We start from the raw sequence: 17,203 nt of genomic DNA, 5'->3' as shown, positions 1-17,203 counted from the left end.
TGATTAGGAAGAGCACTCCTGGCCATCAAAAGAAGCTTTAATTCACAAGATTGAGGGTTTCAATGGTTCTTGTTTGAGGGCGTTATTTGACTAAGCCGATCGCAACAGCGGCGGCGCGATGTTATGGCCTTCGACGGTTTGCCAAAAATCAACAATCTCGGTGGCGGTCGCGTCAGCATGAGTGGCGTAGAAAAAGTGCCGACTGTGGGGACACAACCAGAGGCGATCGCCTGGCTTGAACCAGGGATACCACCCCTGCACCTGCACTGGGTCAACGATGCTGTCCGCCTGTCCCCCCGCGACGAGCAGCGGCACCGCGACGCCGCCCGGAAATAAGCTAAACCGTTCTAACGGTGAGTGCAGTGATAACGACTCGATCAGGTCGCGTTCTAGCAGCTCTCGCAAGCCGTGTAAATAACGCCGATGCTGTTGCCCAAAGAGGCGATGCACCATTTGGGTGAGTAGGCGTGTGCGGCTGCAAGGGAGTAAATCTAACTGGGCGTAATAATTGGCTTTCCAGTCCAGGGTTGGGTTGACCCCGACACCCAGCAGCGTGAGTGATTTCACCCGCTCGGGATAGCGTCGTGCATACAGTAAGCCGACTAATCCGCCCGTACTGTGACCGATCAGATGCACGGGGCGATCGCAGCCCTTGAGGTAATCGTGCAGCAGCGTGAGCGCGACCTCTAAGTCGCTGGGTTCGTCTGGCGTTTGCGCATAGCCCCAATGGGCAACTTGCCCTACCTGACGATTGAGGGGTAACAGCAGTTGCTGCTCCAATCGCCGAAAGCTGGGATTAACGCTGAGCCACAGGGCATCCGGGGTACCGGCAGTCAAAATTTGAGTCGTCATAAAGGTTCTTGCAGAAGTTGGAAAAGGTGTACTCAGGGAGAAATGCCGCCCTGTTGATGCGTGCCTATACCCCGAAAGCAGCTTTCACTTGGGCGGCCCAAGTGGCAATTCGGCTAGCCGTCAAATCAGCTTGATTGTCTTCATCCAGGGCTAAGCCCACAAACTTTCCATCACGGACCGCTTTCGACGCCGTAAAGTCATAGTCCTCTGTGGGCCAATAACCGACCGTCGTCCCGCCTAAACTCGTAATTTTCTCCTCCAAAATCCCCATCGCATCTTGGAAATTGTCGGCATAGCCGACTTGGTCACCGACCCCAAAATAGGCGACCTGCTTGCCACTAAAGTCGATCTCATCCAAGTCGTCGTAAATGGCCTCCCAGTCAGACTGCAACTCCCCCACATTCCAGGTCGGGCAGCCAATGACCAAATAATCAAAATCCTCAAAGTCACTCAGACTGGCGTCAGCCACGTCATGCAGCAGCGCCACGGCTTCACCGCCAAGCGCCCGTTGAATCTGTTCCGCCAGGGTTTCAGTGTTGCCGGTTTGGGTGCCAAAAAACAAACCAATTTTGCTCATATCAATTCCATCCTTATCTGTGTTTGTAGTGATAAACCCTTGGAAGCTGACGATCGCGGTGGTGCCGCTTGATCGCCAAACAGAGGCATCGCTTGCCGACAAGTGGGGCAAAACCCATACACGCCTCTGGAGGAGGCGTGGCGCAGCAAAGTATCGGTACAACAGAGACCCATCATGGCAATTGCAGTCGTCAGACCAAGATTAGAAAAGGGGCATCGCTTTTCAGGTAGTCAGGTGGGACTGGTTGCCCCCCCAAAAACTGAGATTCGCTCGTAGGGTTTGGCTAACGATTAACCAAACCAGCGCGTTGAGGCTGGCGGTTCACAATTACCCGCGCTGTAATAAAACGCGATCGCCACCAGCCAAGCGATCGCCTCTTGCTCAATAGCCATAAACCTTGCTTGCATCACAATCGCAGCTCCATCTAAAGGTTGAACCTGAGCTTATTGACTCTATTTCTCAATAAGCTGAAACCAGTATAGTCGAGAACTGTTCTCAACAAGTGAATGTAAATAAATGTGATCGGCTTAGGGTTTTGAACGTACCAAAAAGTTGCCAACCCTCTCTATTAAAGCCATTTGTAAGACTTTTTCAGGTGTGAAAATTGCTGATCGGGCGAACGTTGCTTGTTGAGTTCTGGCTATAGTAATGCCTCTCAGATATCAATTGATCTGAGGTAGCTGTTGAGAATAGCTATTGATAGCTGATGCTGTTTGACTGGCGGAAGCTGGCTTTCCGTTCGCGGGGGCGCGATGAGGAGCTAGTGACAACGGGGTCACTACACTGACCACCGCCGGATGAGATTGGCCAGACTCTTGCACAGCAAGTCGAACTCGTCGGTTTTGCCGGATTGGGCGTAGAGCGATCGCCGCACCGTATCTAAGTCAAACAAAATTTCTCGCTGGGCCGGATCTTTGACCCAGCTCTGTACCCAACCCACAGCGGCTAACCGCACGCCTGAGGTAACTGGGTTGACGCGATGCAGCGTGGAAGCGGGATAAGCGATCGCCGCCCCCGCCGGATATTTGTAGCACTGCTCATCATCAGCCCCTTCCATTACCAGTTCTCCGCCCTGATAAGCATCCGGCTCTGATAAAAAGACGGTGAACGAAACATCGGAGCGGTATTGTCCCATCAGGGCGTTGTCGGTATGACGCCCATAGTCCATGCCGATTTCGTAGCGGCTCAACAGCAGGGAGTGGATATGTTTAGGACGTACGGCAGCTTGAAATAGAGGGTGTCGCAACAAGGCTGATTTGATCAATGCCCGGATCTCTTCACCGTCATCGCCTTGCACCTGACGATTGTGCTTGACCTCTTTGGCGTACCAGCCAGCCGTCAGTTTACCGTCAATAAATTCCGCCTCAGACAAGGCGAGTCGTACTTGTTCCAGTTCTTGGTCAGACAAGACATGGGGGATTTGAAAAATCATCGGTCACTTACCATTGCGGCAATTGGCATGGTCGCTTTGGGATGAACTGAGATCGGCGATGATGCCAAGCGCCTTAATCATGCACAAAAAGCCCTCTTGTGAGGGCGGCGTGGGAAATCTCACCTGTATCAATCTCAATAACTCATCATGGAGAAGAAAAAAGCGATCGCTCACGGATGTGACTTGAGGCAGTCGAAGTCGGTGGTGAGCGATCGCATTGGGGCTCTCCTTAATCAGGAATCAGCGCCCAATCTTCAGGGGTCATATTAGCCACAAGGTCAAAGCCTCCGTTGCCATCAGGCTTCACGATGTAGGCAATGCCTTGGGGCTCAGGATAGATACCCGTAGCCGCTTCAAATACGTCATCATGGCCAACGAGAACGGTGTTGGTTCCCGGCGTGGGCATCGCTGTCAGATAAGGCATGACGTTGTTCCGCATGAAGGCAAACTCTTCATCGGTATACTCTTCAGCCGGAAAGAAATTGAGCGCAGGAGTTTTTTCATAGTCGCCAAAGGCAAGAAAGGCGGTCTGCCAAGCTCGACAATATTGACTAGAGAACACCTCACCCACGGGAATCCCTAATTCGTCAAAGGACTCGCCAATTACCCTGGATTGACGCCAGCCATACTCACTCAACGTCCGCTGCGTCGAACAGTCGTTTAGATCAATATTGGGATCCGCTTGGTCAGCGTAGTCTTTTTCTGTCTGAGCATGACGGAAGTAAATTACATAACCCCCACCTCGCAGCTCATCAGCTAGTTCAGTGACTGAAAGTTGGTCTTCAAACTCCGCTGAGTACCCGCCTTCACCGCCTTCGCCACCTTCACCGCCTTCGCCACCTTCACCGCCTTCGCCACCTTCACCGCCTTCGCCACCTTCACCGCCTTCACCGCCTTCGCCACCCGCACCATTGGCCAGTAATTCGATGGCAGTTGGTGCGTCTTCAGAGGCTTCGGGGTCGAGGGCGTTAGCCGCGATCGCCCCCTGAGCACCCATCGCTAGGACGCTAGTAGCTAAGAACAGTTCTACAGACTTCAAACGTTTCGCCATTTTAGTTGAGAGCTCTTGTCAATAAATCAATTGAGAATGAGATTACTTCATGCCAAGAATGACTGTCAATAATAAAACAAGAGCCTCTAAGATAACTCCAGAGTTAAGTCTACGTTTGCCCAGGTTTTTGGCTGATTTCTTTTTTCTGGAGAGGTTTTGTGAGGCTGGTCAGGCAGCGGAGTTGCAGGAATCAAGGACAGCATAATTGATTTTAATTTTCATTAGTGATCGCGCTTGAAGGAAGTCTTTTGCATTGATTTCAGCTGGCAGCTGCGTTTGATTTGCATCTAGTGTCGGTTTTAACGTGTCTCTTGGCCCATCAGAGGGACATATTTGCGCTGTGGCAGTCCTATTGCTTTGGCGTAAGCTGCGATCGCGGCGATTACTTCACGCTGACAAAGCGCTCTTGGGCCATGATCCTCAGTGCATGCAGATCTTCGCGGCGGCTGATGGAAAGGGGCACCGTGGATTTCACTTCGTTGATGATGAGTTCTGTATCGACCGGGCGTTGCTCATAGATGGCGCGATATAGCGACGTAATGATTACCTGCTCAATCTCCGCGCCGCTAAAGCCATCCGTCGCCTGCACCAGGGCCGCCAGTTCAAAACGTTGCGGATCTTGCTTGCGCCGCACTAGATGAATTTGCAAAATCGCGGCGCGCTCGGCCTCATCTGGCAGATCGACAAAGAAAATCTCGTCAAAGCGCCCCTTGCGCAACAGCTCAGGGGGAATGCGGGAGAGGTCGTTGGCGGTCGCTACCACAAACACGTCGCCTGACTTTTCTTGCAGCCAGGTGAGAAAGTAGCCAAATAAGCGCCGACTCAGGCCGCCATCGGCATCACTGTCCGACTGGCCCATACTTTTTTCGATTTCGTCAATCCACAAAATCGCCGGGGACATGGTTTCTGCCAGGGTGACGGCGCGGCGAAAGTTCTTTTCGGATTCGCCAATGAACTTGTCGTACAGCCGTCCCGCATCCAGCTTCAGCAGTGGCATCTGCCACTCGCGGGCGATCGTCTTGGCCGCCAAGGACTTGCCACAGCCCTGAATGCCCACGATGAGAATGCCCCGAGGCGTCGGCAAATTAAAAGCTTTGGCCTGCGCCCCAAATCCGACCCGCGCCCGTTGGAGCCACTGTTTGAGACCGTTAAAGCCGCCGAGTTGAGCCGGATTCATTTCGGGTGGTACGTAGTCTAAGAGGCCGTCTTCGTGCAGTACTTGCACCTTGCGCTGCAACACCCGTTTCACGTCATCGGCGGTGAGTTTGCCGTCGTCTAGTGCGGCAAAGGCGATGACTTTGCGGGCCTGCTGTAGCGTCATGCCGCGCATGGCTTGCACGAGTTCGTCGATGCCATCGGGTTGGATTTCGACGCTGATGCGACCTTTGAGCGATCGCACCACTTCAGAAATGGCCCGATAGAGCTCGTCCGGTTCAGGCAGCTTGAGGTCAAAATAAACCACGTCCTGAGCGATATCCGGCGGCAGGGTGATGCTGTGGCCGGTGATTACCAAGGTCGAGCGATTTTGGGCAAATTGCTGAATCACTTCCCGCAGCTGCCGTCGCACGACGTCGTCATCTTTCAAATGTGGCCCCAAATCTTTGAGCCAATAAATAGCCTGAAACGGCAATTCGGCAATGTGTTTGAGGGCGTCAACGGGTTCAAAAGTTTGGTCCAGAGCCTGGGGTTTTTGGGTGCCCGGTGGGGCGTATTCGTTCGTCCAGCGATGTTGACTGTTGCCCTGCGATCGCGTCAGTCCTTGCGACACGCTCCATTCAAAGACGGCCATTTGCAACTCATTGATCGCCTTGTTGATTAACGTCCGTACCCGTTCTTCTTCGACCGTTTCAATCACAATGGCGGAATGAAACGACATCACCAACGTTTGAAATAGCCGAACGCTGCTGGCAAAAGTCATGGCGATTACTGGGGGAATTCTCGCCTTCAGAATGCCCCAATGCCAGGAGCGGCCATCATGCCGCCGTCAAATCTTGCGAATCAAGGTAAGGGGCGCGTTGGTTTAGAGGCATCAACAGTGTCTTGACTGGGGGGCGCTGTCGTTGTCATTGTGGCAGTCCTGGCAGCTGGCACTTCAAACTCCTGAGAATACCTGAGTTTTTTGATGTGGCGATCGCTTGCTGGCAGCGGCCATGATGAATTTACCCCGTGAGCCATACCATTCTGCTTAAGTTTCATGCGGTTGGCTATGGCCCAGCTTTCTTGATAAGTGTGGCGATCGCGGGATGCAGGCTATCTACCGATTAACTCGCATGCTTCCTCAAGAACTCACCCCCTGGCAAGCGCTGCGCCGCAGCCTCCGCTTGGTGGCCCAGGCCGCCCCCCGAGAACTGCGGCGGCTGGCTTACATCAATCTGATTACGGGCATTGGACCGTCCATTTCATTGCTGCTGAGCAAAATTGTCATTGACGAAGTCACTGCCTACTTAAAGCAGGGCAGTACCGACCCGCCGATGGAGGTGCTGTTGGGCAACTCCCTGCTGTTGTGGAGTGTGGCGATCGCCCTGGGGGTGAACCTGATTGTGGACTCGGTGGATGCGATCGGGACGAATCTCTTTGCGTCGTTGCGCGATCGGGTCGAGGGCTTTGTGCGGGGCAAGGTGCTGGATAAGGTTTCGTACTTTGACGACATCGCCCTGTTCGAGATGCCGGAGTTGCTGAATCTGTTGGAACTTACTGAAAAGGGATTGGCGCGGGTGCAGCGGCTCTCCTTTATTGTGGCGGCGACCTTTGTGGGCGTGTTCACGTTCATTCCCTCAGTGTTGGTTTCCGCTTCCATCGGCTGGTGGGTGCCCTTGGTCTTGGTGGTCTCGGCGACTCCGTCTATTTTTGTGGAAATGCGCCACCATCGCAAAAGCTGGCGGGTGGAGGAAACTCAGTCGAGCGTCAGCCGCAAAATGGGCATCTACAGCAAAGCCATTACCAGTCCTGACTTCGCCAAAGAAATTCGGCTATTTTCCCTGCAAGATGTGCTGCTTGATCGCTGGCAGGGACTCTTTGAAACTCTGTTTAGCAATATGGAGCAGGTGCGCCGCGAAGGAACCCTGACGGTTATGGCCTGGTCGTTGTTGGGCGGGCTCGGCGTTGCGGCCCCTTACATTTTTGTTGTGCTGGGAGTGCTCAATCGCACGTTTACCGTGGGTGATTTGGCGCTGTATACCGGTATCATTTTGCAGCTGCGTCGCAGTCTCTTTATTTTGATTGCCCATACGGGCGATTTGTACGATGTGTCCCTGGCGACGGCGCCCATCTTTCAATTATTGGATTTGGAGCCGCAGCTGGTCTCGGGGTCGCAGCGGGTGTTGCCCTCAGGAAGCGATCGCGCTCACCAGGGTATCCAGTTTCAGCAGGTGGGGTTCCGCTATCCCGGTACTGACCAACCCGCTGTGCTAGAGAACCTGACGTTCCACATTCAGCCGGGAGAGATGGTAGCGTTGGTCGGGGAAAATGGCGCGGGCAAAACCACTCTGGCCAAGCTGTTGGTGCGTCTGTACGATCCCACTGTTGGCCAAATCCTCTGGCATGGGCAAGATTTGAAGACGCTGGATTTAACCGCCTTGCGATCGCGCATTGCCGTGGTGATGCAAGACTATGCGCGCTTTCCGGCGACGCTGCGAGAAAATGTGGGTTGGGGCAAAATGGCGGATCTGCAAGATGACGATGCCATTCACACGGTATTGCAAGAAGCGGGCATCGCCTACCTGACCGACACGCTCAAGCATGGGCTCGAAACGCCGCTCGGTCGCCAACTGGAAAACGGCATCGATCTCTCTGGCGGACAGTGGCAGCGGGTCGCAATCGCGCGGGCACTGATGCGGCTCCATCAAGCGGAACTGCTGGTATTTGATGAGCCCACCGCTGCCCTCGATCCCAAAAATGAGCACGAAATCTACCGCATCTTTCGGTCCATCGCGCAGGGCCGCATGGCGGTAGTGGTCAGCCATCGCTTGGCTCTGGCTAAGCTGTGCGATCGCATCATTGTGTTAGAGCATGGGCAGATTCTCGAAGCCGGTACCCATGATGAGCTGATGGCCCAGCAGGGACGCTATCACAGCATGTTTACCCGCCAGGCCAGCAGCTATCGTGATGAACCGCTCTATTCTTCTGTCGGTTAAGAGAGCCCATGCAAAAGGGCTTGGCATTGCCAAGCCCTTACTGAGTGACATGCAGATTGAGATGCCCTCAGCGCCTTACCGAGTACCTGCCCCCCGGGTACGGGCAGGGGTGCCCCGTTGACTGGGGCGATAAAGTTTGGCGTGGCGATTGCGGCGTTGGGCCCGCGCTGAGGTATAGCCGGAGTTCTGGATGCTAGACATAAGTCAATTCCCTAATTTCATTGTGCTTGGAGTCAAGCTTCAGGGGTAGGGTACGGTTTTCCGGAAGTGGTATCCGCCCATCACTAGCCCACCAACTTGCTCGCCAGACTCTATTTTGATTTAAGCATTTTCGGCCAGGGTGATTGTGTGGGCTCAATTACACGTTACAGCCCCGCAGACTGAGGCGCTGTGGGCCAAACGTGATTAAGATAGCGGTTGGCGATCGCCCCTCGCTGACTGCAACGCCTTGGGGATTGTCACCCCTGCCGCTGAGCCTAACTTCGATAGGGTACAAAGGTAACAGCCCTGAGCCGGCGACTGAGTTGCCTATCGCGCGGGGCGTTGCTGCTCGTCATCTAATTTCCAGAGGACACCATCATGGCTCGCTGGCATTGGCTTATCGGACTTGGACTTTGCGCGCTTTTGGGTGCCTGTGAGCCGACCTCTAACGCTTCCTCCACCGCGTCTGATAGCACGACCGAAGAGGCGACGTCGACGGATGTCGCCAGCACGGACACAGATGCCACCGCTGCGGTCGATGTCCAGTTGTCTGACACGTTAATTGTGCCGGGCGATCGCGTGGGGCCGATCACCAGCGACACTAGCCGCGATCGCCTGGTCGAACTATTTGGCGAAGCCGCCCTGACGGACACCGAAGTTGCTGTGGGCGAAGGCTTTACTGAATCGGGGACTGTGGTTGCCGCAGGGAGTGACAGTGCCTTTGCCGTGATCTGGGTGGATGATAGTCAGGCCGAGCCCGCCACCGTTAAAGATTTTGGCACCGACTGGGCCACGCCAGAGGGGATTAGCATCGGCACCTCGTTTGCGGAACTGCAAGAAATTTTGGGGCCGTTTGAGCTGTATGGCTTTGGCTGGGACTATGGCGGCACCCTCGTGCTCGAAGGCTCTAATCTCTCAGACTATTACGGCGTGCTCATTTTGCGCGTTCAGCCTGCCGATCCTGACCTCTTTCAGCAGCAGGCGGGGGCCTTTCAGGCATTGCTGGGCGACAAGTTAATTGCCTCAGATAATCCAAGTCTGCCCGAGCTCAATTTGGTGGTGGATGAAATGATTGTGTATATCAATCCCCCGGCGAATAATCCCCCGGCTAATTAGTCGTCGGTGCCTGAGCCTGAGCCGACGCGGTTCATCAAACGCTCACAATTCGGCGTGGGACTTTTTTCCTGATTTGTGATCTCAAGTTGGGAAAACAGGATCATTGCCGCTGCTTGGATGACTTTAATCTGGTGTCTCCAGCGGCGTGCAACCCATCCTGATTCGTCTATGAGTATGCGATCGCGCTAGCCCCCACAGCGGTTGGTCGTAGCCCTGCCTACCATCGAGTTGTGAGTGCATCCTGTGAATAATCAATCTGTTTCTCGTCGCTGGTCTCCCCTCGCCGATTACGCCGTCTTGCTGGGGTCGGGGGTGGGCGCAGTCGCCTCTCTAGCTACGCAAAATGCGGCGGTGGCAACCGTCCCGATGACGGCGTTGGTGGCCATGGGCTTGCTCAACCGACGTCGCCTTGATCAGATGATGCAGCGCGGCGATCGCTCCCTGACCGATCTGGAAGCCAAGCTCACGACCGAAGTCACGGCCTTGTCAGACCAAGTGTCAGCCCTGCCGACTCCGGAAGCGATCACCCAGTTGCAGCGCTCGGCCATCGCCTATAGCGATCGCAACATCACCCACTGCATCGAGTCCATTGACCGGGTCGAGCGATCGTTCAACCAGCGCCTTGACCAGCTCGCTGCTCCCGACTTGAGCGGTCTGCATCAAGAGACCGCCGCCCTGCGCGACCAATATGCCGAAATTTGCACCTCGGTCAGTAACCTCAGTAAGCAAGTCGAGCGCTTGTCACACCTGCCTCGCATGGAGTCGACCGAAGCTGATGTCGCCCAGTTGAAAACTGAAATCATGCAGCTGCGCGTCAGCCTGGAAAGTGTGGGCAGCGAAAGTAAAACCGCCCAGGCTACTTTGCAAGACGCCGTGCGACACCTCGATCGCCGTTTGCGCCAAGTCCCCAACGGGGCTGACCCCAACATGCTCAAAGGTGAAGTGCGGGAGCTGATCAAAGCCGTCTCTGACCTGGTGCCCCGCCGCGATTTCATGGCCCTGAGTGAAAAGCTCGCCATCGTGCAGGAGAGCCAAGACTCTCTGCGACAGACCCTCGATCAACTGCGCTCAGCGACTGATCCAACTGTGCTGAATGGTCATGCCCAGGCCGCTTCTACCTTTGACCTGCAGCAGTTCCAAATCGAACTGACCGCACTGTCATCGGGGCTCAAACAAGTCGAGACCCGCTTGGAAGATATTTCCGTTCCCTTTGACATCACTGCAGAAATTCGTGGCACGACCGCTACTTACCTGAGCGGTTTGCAGTGGCAACTCTCTCTGCTCGAACAGCAAACCCAAGATTTGATGGAGCAACAGCGGGGATTGACGGCCTTGCCCCATAGTCGTTTGCCTGGGGCCCTGCACCGTCTGCCAGAAAGTGGCCAACCCGATCACCAGCGCTGCGAATGGTTGATGGCTCTAAGGGGGCAAACCTCAGAGCCGGGTTGGTCAGTGGTCGATCAGGCGCTCTTTCAGGCCTTGGATGAGGTGACTGAGCGTTTGGTGTTGGTGTGGCCTTGGTCGGAGACGGTGGCGTTAGATCAGCATTTGGTCGAGCGTTTTGAAGAATTGCTGGCGGGGGGCTGTCGGTTAGAAATTGGCTGGTGTCATCCGGGCGATCGCCACCAGGGTCGTTTGCTCAAGTCCATCGCCCAGCAATGGCGACTCACGACTGCCCAGCGCCGCCTGCTGAAATCGACTCTCAACCAGCTGTTGCCGCTCAAGCAAAAATATCCCGATCGCTTCTCCTTCAAGATTCTGGGCACTAAAGAGCAGTTCATCGTGTGCGATCAGCAATATGCGATCGTCGGCTTGCAGTCCTTACCCGCCACGAGCAGTGTGTTTCCAGAATTGGACGTGCGGGTCAAAACTCACGACCCGGCGGTGATTACCCAACTGCTGCAACGCTTTGAAAAGCCCGATGTGCTGCCCGAAGATGCTGACGCCTACTTTAATCGCGCCGTCACTCGCTACGACCTGCGTGATGCCGAAGGGGCCATGAATGACTATGCCCAAGTCCTGCGGTTGACGCCGGGGGATGCCGTTGCCTTAAACAATCGGGGCCTGATTTGGGCCGAGAGAAAGCAGTACCAGCGAGCGTTAGAAGACTTTGACCATGCCCTGAGCCGTGACCCCCACCTCTTCTCTGCCCGCTGCAATCGCGGTTGGTTACAGATGCAGCGAGGCTATTTGGATGAAGCGATCGCGGACTTTACCCACGCAATTCAAACCCCGGTGAACGTAGCGATTCCTTATTTTTATCGCGGCTATGCGCGGCAAAATCTGGGGGATAGCTTGGGGGCGATCGCCGACTTTACCCAGGCCATTCAAAGCAATCCCCGAGCGGCTTTACCCTATTGCTATCGTGGCGCAGCCTATCAACGGCAGGGCGACTTCAACCGGGCCATTCACGATTTAGAAGCGGCTGCCTCGCTCATGCATGCCCAGGGCGACCATCAAGCGTTGGCTCAGGTGACCCAAGCGCTTACCTCTCTCAAGCGAGTCGAGCTGACGCAGCCCATTGCTCTCCACTCTGCTTAGAGCGTTTATTCGGCAGCCCGATACTGGGTTCACTAGCCCAATCTGGGAACCCTAAAACCATTGCATCTTTAAATTCAAATGCGGATGAAAGGACTTGAACCTTCACTTCACGAGGACACTAGAACCTAAATCTAGCGCGTCTACCAATTCCGCCACATCCGAAATGTCCAGCATTTGAGAGTTTCATTGTATCGTCAGCAGTCTCTATTTCTGCTAATGCGATCAGTTTCGGGCAGAATTAGTAAGCCGCAAAGAACTCTGTTCTATTTGCCATCACTTCTTACTTTCTTTTTCTTCTGACGCCTCTTTTACGCACTCTTCTCTTTTCAAGTTACACAAAAAAATCTCTGATCAAATTACAGATTTCAAAGACATATGAAAAAAATAATGTTAGGAAATGAGGTAAACATGCTGCTCAGATCAAGAGCCTTGAGGCTTCAAATCCTTTCTTTCAAAGCAAATCAATATCTATACTCTATTTGAGTCACTTTGGTTTTCCTCGGATTCATTGCATAGTAAGTGAATTCGTGCTCAAAATGCACAAGTGTCACTTTGCCATTATCCGCCTTATATTCACAATACATTGGTGATTTTGGTCGACAGTCAACCTCGCCACCATTGTCCTTCGCAAACATGTTGATTTTGTCAACGGCCCTATCAGAATCCATGCCAACAGAAACATACCGATCTAAAGTTGGCTCTGGCGCTGAATTGTCGACAAAATAGCTGTCAGACATAGAAGATACAGTCAAAACTGTAGATACTGAAAAGAATAGAATCAAGAAATAAAAGTATGCTGACTTTTCGAAGTGAATCAAATTTATGGTAGGAAAAAATCTAGAAATAATCCAGCTAAAAACAATAATGGTAGGCGGAAAAATCAGGAAACTAAGTCCAAACAATTTATAAGCTGTCAAGATTTCAGAGGTTACATAACAGGTGACTGAACTTGTTACCAGAAAAGTGTATAGTACCCAAAAAATAACTTCTGGCATAGAAGTAAAGGAATTCTTTAGTCTGAAATCAAGTTTTGACTGAAGTTGTTGTTTTCTCTTGAGTGCTATCTGTTCTTTTTCAGCTTGCATCAATTTCAAGACTTTAGATTTAAAGACAGAAATCTCTATCTTTAAATCTTTGCTGACCATTAGCAAGAGAGATTTTTGGATGTCCTCTAGGCCTAATTCATATTTTTTGTATTTAGCCAAGGATTTTGCTCGAAGCAAATAACAGGTTGCAAACTCGTCTATTGTTAACTTTGTGGTAATAGTATGCTGAAATATCTTTTTGACCCCGATCTGATTAAGTGCGATCAATTTCTCGTCTGATTCAGCTTCCTCGATCACCTCTGAAGCTTTCTCTATAACTAGCTCATGTTTATCGCGAAGAAAGAGATACCAAATACTAGTAAAGGAGACTCTAATTGAATTTGGTTGTATTAAATTAGCCTTTTCTAAGTCACGTTCAGCACCCAAGAAATTCTTTTTTTTAGTTAACTCTATAGCTCTTAGCAAGTATGCTTCTAGATGATTTTCGTCACAATTGATCGACTGATTAAGGAAGTTGATAGCTTGATCTGGATTCCGGCTTTTTTTAGCCTTATGAAAGTATTCAAGTGATTTGCGAATCTTTCTGTTCATATTTTCACTAAAACGGATGCGGATCAGCAGCTACCTTTCAAATGGTGATAATCTTTTGATTGAATTTGATTGCGGATATGGATATTCAGACTATTCCCTTTATAGCAACAAGGATCTCTATTGCTTAATAGAAAGATACTTGAAATTGAGTTGCATTAAGATAAACATCAGAGTGATTCTATTCGATGAATACTTTTAAGCAGCGCAGTACCGACCCGCCCATGGAGGTGTTGCTGGACAACTCTATGCGGTTGTGGAGTGTGGAGATCGCCTTAGTAGTGAATCTGATTGTAGACTCGGTTGATGCGATCTGAACCAATTTGTTTGAGTCTTTGCGAGATTGGGGCAATGTCTTTGTGCGAGGCAAAACTTAACCTTTTTTGCCTCGCTCTATTAATTAAAGTGATTTTAATGGAAGAGAAAGATTTGGAGAAAAGTGCCCCCCAGATAGGAAACCCAAGATGTGTAACGTCTTAAGAAGCTTCTGATTTGGCGAAAAGCGTAACCATTCGATCTCGCGTTCACACCATTGATGACGTATGGGCTAAGGCAGCAAATTATCTTCAAAGAATTTACCTATCAGTTCCTAGGTTATGAACTGATACCACCCTGTCCAGATCGGATTCACTCTTAAACAACGCCCGTGTGACGGGCAACTGTCTGATGAACAATATTCCGTCGTTTTAGCGAAAAATCTCAGGTATTAGAGATTGCCTTATTGATAACCTACTCACTATAAAGGAAAAGATACTCTAAACAAATACTCTCAGCTACTTCCAGGAACTCAGAAATCCTTGCCTCCAAGGAGATACATCAGTTCCATACTTTTAGAAGAAAAGTTGCGTAGCAGTTAGAACAATTGCAACTGACACAATTCAGGATGCGGATGAAAGGACTTGAACCTTCACGTCACGAGGACACTAGAACCTAAATCTAGCGCGTCTACCAATTCCGCCACATCCGCAGGTTTATCTATACTATCCGACAGTTTCACGATTGAATAGCCTGTTTGGCGTTTCTTTTTTCAGAACCCATCAGAGCATCGGCTAGACGAGCAATTGGCCCACACGAATAGAGGTGGGCCAGCGGCGGCATGGAAAACCAAACTGCTATCGCGGCTGCCTTAAGGGGCGTACACTTCCGCTTCCAGCCCTTGGTTGCGTAGTTCTTCGATCAAAGCGCTAGCCCCTTCAGAAGTATTAAACGCCCCGAGCTGAATACGTGCCCCGACGTCGAAGTTGCGTACGTAGGCATCTTGCACCACCGTTCTCGCATCATCCAGAGATGGATCCCCCGTATAGTCAGTGACTACGTAATAGGCACTTTGGGGTGACACACTCGTGGCTCCGCTGTTAACCGATGAAGTTGCTGAGCTAGGCGGTGACGGCTGGGTTTGAGTTTGCACTGGGGCCGCTGGTTGGGGGGTGGGGGCTGGTGCGGGCGCCGCTGGTGCCGGGGCTTGGTAAATCGGCGCTGCGGGCTGTGGGGCCGGAGTGGTGGTGGTGGGAATTTGATTCACCGTGGCGGGCGTATTCGCAGCCTCGCGTCTCATCGCTGCGGCTCGCTGGGTCTCTGAAAGCGCCTGGGGGTCGTCAGTGGTCGGGGCCGTCGCCAGCTCGTCTGACAGAGCGGTTTCACCAGAGGGCACGGTACTCAGATTGTTGAGCCCCAAATCAGCAAACTCACGCTGGGACAGGTCAGGACTTAGCGGCGTCAGAGGTGGCTCAGCGGTCTCATCTAAATCAGTCGTGGCAACATCGGCCTCATTCTCAGCCGTCGCCTCAGAGTCAAGCTCATCACTGGGGAAAAATCGTGCCAGCGGCGTCTGCTGAAACAAATTGCTGGCGGCGGTGGGGTTGACGAGCAAAAAGCCCAGACCCGCACTAGAGACTAGCAACAGTAATAAAGCGCCGAGGCCTAAGGGCGTCAGCCATGATTTGGGACGACGGCGGGTTGCCTGCCTGGTGGGGGACTGACCGGGGTAAGGCGCGGCCTGCTCAAGATTTTCTAACAACGCTGCGGAAGAAGGCATATAGGTGTCTTGCGCTGCGTGAGGTTGAGGCACGATAGCGCTTCTCAGGGCGGCTACTTCTGAGGCTGATGCCGTCGTCATACCGGGGGGCGACTCAATTTGTTGCAGCCGAGGGTTCGGTGGGGGTGGGGGTGGCATGACGCCAGCTCGGGCACCGGGAGTCGAGGTGGGCACGTTGATCAAATTGGGGGAAGGCTGGCGGCGGAGCCGAAACTGGGTGGGCGAGCCCCCGGGATACGCTTCGCCGCGTTTCGCATAGCGATAACGGGCCAACTCGTAGTCTAAGTTGATATTTAGGCTCGACAGGGTGCTCCTCAGCGCGGGCTGCAATCCTTCTACTAAGGATGTGTGGGCACTGGGGGCCGCAAAATTGGGCCGCTGGGGCGCAGTAGAGGGGGTCATGGGCTCGCCTCACAGAGGGACAAGAACTACAGGTCTGAACTGAAATAGTCAGACAGCCGCATCGCGATCGCATTCAAAGCAGACCGGAGCGCGTGTTATCGGCGAGATGGCTCGGCTAGGGACGAGTCTCAGGATACGGCCCTCTCGGCACGCGGCTAATCGATACGGCAAGTGTTAGGCCATGTGACGCCGTGGGCGGCGATCGCAGACCAAAACTCGCATTTAGTTATAGCAATGTCAGCCGAAAAGTGAACAGTTGATCCCAGAAGTTTTGCTCATTTTTTGTGAAAGTCTCTATATTTAGGGGTGTGGTTAGGCGATATTCTCTAGCAGTGGCGGCCACACCCTTTGGACTAGAACGTTTGAACGATCCGCCTGGTGCTCTATGCGCGGGTTAGTCGCCCCGCTACTCAACTGTTGCTTTCAGCTTTTATGCAGTCGATTCACGCCCTGATGCAAACCCTCGAGCGATCGCCGCAATGGCAGGCGAATGCCAGCTTGCGGCGGGTGTTAGCCCACTGGCCGCAGCTGGTGGGTGAGGCCGTGGCGCAGCATAGTCGTCCGACCAAAATCTATCGCCAGGTGTTGCAGGTGTCGGTTTCGAGTGCCGCCTGGTCGCAGACGTTGACCTTTGAGCGATCGCGCATTTTGCAAAAACTGCATACGGCCCTGCCGGAGACGCAGTCAACCATTCATGACTTGCGGTTTGCCCCCGCTGACTGGCAGCGTCTCACCCAGCGATCGCACCCCACCGCACGCCCCACCCTGGCTGATCACCCGAGCTGGGCTGAGTCCCCTCACGAGCGCCCCCCGGTTGTGCCTCCGAGTGCCCATGCCGCCTTTCAGCAGTGGGCTGAGCGCAAGCGTACCCAGCTCGCGAGTCAGGGCAACTGTCCACAATGTGGCAGCCCTTGTCCAGCTATGGAGGTGGGTCGTTGGGGCATGTGTGCCGTGTGCATTTCCCATCAGTGGTATCGACCTCAGAACCAAAATCGCCTCAGTTAAGACGAGTACTCGTGTTTCAGCTGGGAGCCCTTGGCTGTAAGGTAGGCACCCAGCAGTCGTCCGAGCAAGGCGGTGGACCATCCAAAGTCTCATGGAGCGATCGCGGACGCTATTGATGACCAGGCAAAGTCGCTCAAAAAGACTGAAAACACATCTAGTTTGCAGGAAAGGCAAATGTCGAAATTGACGGCATTGGCGAGTAGAACATGGGGCTCAAGACAGCT

Annotated in this window: 13 protein-coding genes and 2 tRNA genes; 5 read left to right on the top strand and 10 right to left on the bottom strand. The window is 53.0% G+C overall.

The genetic code is table 11. The annotated features are described in order from the left end of the window. Positions 1-90 precede the first annotated feature (90 nt). The 5 genes from DYY88_RS12005 to DYY88_RS11980 form a co-directional block, all read right to left on the bottom strand. Positions 91-852 carry an alpha/beta fold hydrolase gene (locus DYY88_RS12005; RefSeq protein ID WP_039727773.1) on the bottom strand — a complete coding sequence of 254 codons (762 nt, stop codon included), beginning with the start codon at positions 850-852 and terminating at the stop codon, positions 91-93. Between the two features lie 64 nt (positions 853-916). Next, on the bottom strand, positions 917-1,429 hold the full coding sequence (gene fldA, locus DYY88_RS12000; protein ID WP_039727775.1) for a flavodoxin FldA: 513 nt from the start codon (positions 1,427-1,429) through the stop codon (positions 917-919). Between the two features lie 778 nt (positions 1,430-2,207). Beyond that, a complete protein-coding gene (locus DYY88_RS11990; RefSeq protein WP_039727777.1) occupies positions 2,208-2,861 on the bottom strand; it encodes a Fe2+-dependent dioxygenase in 654 nt (217 codons plus the stop codon). A 229-nt stretch (positions 2,862-3,090) separates the two neighbouring features. Continuing rightward, positions 3,091-3,912, bottom strand: a complete 822-nt coding sequence (locus DYY88_RS11985) for a histidine phosphatase family protein (RefSeq protein WP_130199411.1) — start codon at positions 3,910-3,912, stop codon at positions 3,091-3,093. 382 nt (positions 3,913-4,294) lie between these two features. Then, positions 4,295-5,830, bottom strand: coding sequence for an AAA family ATPase (locus DYY88_RS11980; protein ID WP_039727781.1), 1,536 nt, complete (start codon positions 5,828-5,830; stop codon positions 4,295-4,297). A gap of 352 nt (positions 5,831-6,182) precedes the next feature. Here DYY88_RS11980 and DYY88_RS11975 point away from each other — a divergent pair, with 352 nt between their 5' ends. Then, entirely contained in the window at positions 6,183-8,045 is a 1,863-nt protein-coding gene (locus tag DYY88_RS11975; RefSeq protein WP_084607246.1) for an ABC transporter ATP-binding protein, read from the top strand. Between the two features lie 75 nt (positions 8,046-8,120). On the opposite strand, the gene DYY88_RS24890 is transcribed toward DYY88_RS11975, so the two are convergent. Continuing rightward, entirely contained in the window at positions 8,121-8,246 is a 126-nt protein-coding gene (locus tag DYY88_RS24890; RefSeq protein WP_302849240.1) for a hypothetical protein, read from the bottom strand. Between the two features lie 378 nt (positions 8,247-8,624). Here DYY88_RS24890 and DYY88_RS11970 point away from each other — a divergent pair, with 378 nt between their 5' ends. After that, on the top strand, positions 8,625-9,362 hold the full coding sequence (locus DYY88_RS11970; RefSeq protein WP_052288495.1) for a hypothetical protein: 738 nt from the start codon (positions 8,625-8,627) through the stop codon (positions 9,360-9,362). 243 nt (positions 9,363-9,605) lie between these two features. Continuing rightward, a complete protein-coding gene (locus DYY88_RS11965) occupies positions 9,606-11,903 on the top strand; it encodes a tetratricopeptide repeat protein (RefSeq protein WP_052288496.1) in 2,298 nt (765 codons plus the stop codon). Between the two features lie 79 nt (positions 11,904-11,982). Here the strand turns inward: DYY88_RS11965 and DYY88_RS11960 are convergent. Both DYY88_RS11960 and DYY88_RS11955 read right to left on the bottom strand, forming a co-directional pair. Then, positions 11,983-12,064, bottom strand: a tRNA-Leu gene (locus tag DYY88_RS11960). A 300-nt stretch (positions 12,065-12,364) separates the two neighbouring features. After that, positions 12,365-13,540 (bottom strand): tetratricopeptide repeat protein, encoded by a 1,176-nt coding sequence (locus DYY88_RS11955; RefSeq protein WP_039727787.1) that lies wholly within the window; start codon positions 13,538-13,540, stop codon positions 12,365-12,367. 185 nt (positions 13,541-13,725) lie between these two features. Here DYY88_RS11955 and DYY88_RS24885 point away from each other — a divergent pair, with 185 nt between their 5' ends. Continuing rightward, positions 13,726-13,854 carry a hypothetical protein gene (locus DYY88_RS24885; RefSeq protein ID WP_302849239.1) on the top strand — a complete coding sequence of 43 codons (129 nt, stop codon included), beginning with the start codon at positions 13,726-13,728 and terminating at the stop codon, positions 13,852-13,854. Positions 13,855-14,421: 567 nt separating this feature from the next. Here DYY88_RS24885 and DYY88_RS11950 read toward each other — a convergent pair. Both DYY88_RS11950 and DYY88_RS11945 read right to left on the bottom strand, forming a co-directional pair. Continuing rightward, positions 14,422-14,504, bottom strand: a tRNA-Leu gene (locus tag DYY88_RS11950). 159 nt (positions 14,505-14,663) lie between these two features. Continuing rightward, positions 14,664-15,974, bottom strand: coding sequence for a hypothetical protein (locus DYY88_RS11945; RefSeq protein WP_039727789.1), 1,311 nt, complete (start codon positions 15,972-15,974; stop codon positions 14,664-14,666). A gap of 432 nt (positions 15,975-16,406) precedes the next feature. Between DYY88_RS11945 and DYY88_RS11940 the strand changes: the two genes are divergently transcribed. After that, positions 16,407-16,979, top strand: coding sequence for a DciA family protein (locus DYY88_RS11940; RefSeq protein ID WP_052288497.1), 573 nt, complete (start codon positions 16,407-16,409; stop codon positions 16,977-16,979). Positions 16,980-17,203: the final 224 nt, after the last annotated feature.

This window comes from Leptolyngbya iicbica LK (assembly GCF_004212215.1).
GTDB lineage: Bacteria > Cyanobacteriota > Cyanobacteriia > Phormidesmidales > Phormidesmidaceae > Halomicronema > Halomicronema iicbica.
The sequence above is the reverse complement of the archived record's forward strand: the minus strand, read 5'-3'. Positions and strand labels throughout refer to the sequence as shown.